Source organism: Rahnella sp. P4_A8, assembly GCF_056402435.1.
This window is the reverse complement of record NZ_JBFUHK010000192.1, coordinates 1-1,873: the sequence shown is the minus strand read 5'-3', so window position 1 is coordinate 1,873 and position 1,873 is coordinate 1. Positions and strand designations below refer to the sequence as shown.

1 protein-coding gene is annotated in these 1,873 nt (G+C 51.9%); it reads left to right on the top strand.

Annotation, left to right across the window (positions count from 1 at the left end):
• Positions 1–111: 111 nt before the first annotated feature.
• On the top strand, positions 112–1,873 hold a 1,762-nt coding region (gene asmA / locus AC1DUO_RS24535), incomplete at its 3' end, for an outer membrane assembly protein AsmA (protein WP_477989223.1).

Below are 1,873 nucleotides of genomic sequence, written 5' to 3'. Positions count from 1 at the left end.
ATAGCCGTCAGGACGCGAAATACCGCGACCAGCAAAGCGCTATTGCCAGTCGTATTGATAAAGACTGATTCTGTTTTTTATCCGTTTTCCGGATAAAAACGTGAGGAAGGCATGAGAAGACTCCTGACAACACTGGTGATTTTACTGGTGGTTATCATTGCCGGTATGACTTCGCTGGTATTCCTGATTAACCCGAACGATTTCCGCCAGTACATGGTAGAGAGGGTCGAGGTGAAAAGCGGCTATCAACTGGCTATCAACGGTTCCCTGCGCTGGCATGTCTGGCCGCAGCTCAGCATCATTGCCGGACAGACCTCTCTGACCGCGCCTGGGGCTAAGGCACCGGTTGTCAGCGCTGAGAACATGCGGCTGGATGTCAAACTCTGGCCTCTTATTTCTCATCAGCTCGCGGTCAAGCAGGTTCTGCTGAAAAACGCCGTCATTCGTTTAACGCCGGAAACGGAAGAGAATCAGCCCAATGCGCCGGTCGCACCTTCTACGCCAACGCCTGTTGCGCCAGGGGCATCCGAACTTGAAGCGGGCTGGAAATTTGATATTGATAAAATCAGCGTGGCTGACAGTTTACTCATCTGGCAGCGCGGTGATGACGAGCAGATCAACGTGCGTGATATCAATCTGGAAATGGAAAAGAATGACAACCGTCAGGCTAGTATCCAGCTTTCAAGTCGCATAAACCGCGACCAGCGCGATCTGTCGTTCACCATGAAAGCCGACCTGGATATGCAGTACTATCCGCAGGCTGTCTCTGCCAGCATCAGCAAGTTCACTTATCAACTGAACGGTGCCGATATCCCGGTGAAAGGCCTTCAGGGGAATGGTTCCATGCAGGTGAGCTATCAGCGTGATAACAATATGCTGACGCTGAACCAGCTGGCGCTGTCGGCCAATGATAATCAGATCTCCGGCACGGCCTCTGCGAAGCTGGGAGAACTGGCGGATTATCAGCTCAATTTAACCGCTGATAAGCTTGATCTTGATGCGCTTTCCGGCTGGCAGCCTGATACGCAGGAACAATCGTCGCAAACCGCGCAGTCTGTGACGTCAGCACCCGTTATCGCCCGTGATGTGGATGAACAGCCAAACGGGCTGAATGATTTGCAAACCTTCAATGCCACCCTGGCGCTGAAAGTTGCTGATCTCACTTATCGCGGTATGAAAATCCAGAACCTTGCCCTGAATGCGGTCAATCATCAGGGCCAGGTTTCCTTGCCGGCATTTAGCGGCAACCTGGGAACAGGGCGCTTTTCTCTGCCAGGCACCCTGGATGTCACGGGGAATAAAATTCAGGTCCATCTGACACCGGATGTGGACAGCATTGAACTGGGTGATTTACTGACAGCTTACGGGTTACCGAAAGTCCTGACCGGGAGCTTCTCTATGCAAGGGAATGTTAACGGAGAAGGGTTGTCGGCCGTTGATTTTGCACGGCGATGGCAAGGCGAGGGGCAGCTTTCAATGGATAACGCGCGTCTGAATGGCCTTAATATTCAGCAACTCATTCAGCAGGCGGTCAGCCGTAATACCAGTAATGTTCAGGGACTTGAAAAGTATGAGCACTATAGCCAGATCGATACGCTGAAAGCGCAGGGACATCTGGCCGGAGGTACACTGACGCTGAATAATCTTGAAGGTCAGTCGCCAATGGTGTCTGCGAAAGGTGACGGAACAATCGATATGTCGAATCAAAAGGTGGATATGAACCTGCTGATCCGCGTTACCGGTGGCTGGAAAGGTGACAATAATCTGATCAATACCCTGAAAACGACAGACATCCCGTTGCGGGTTTACGGACCCTGGGCTCAGATGGGATATCAGCTGCAGGTGGACCAGATACTGAGGCGTACGTTTGAAC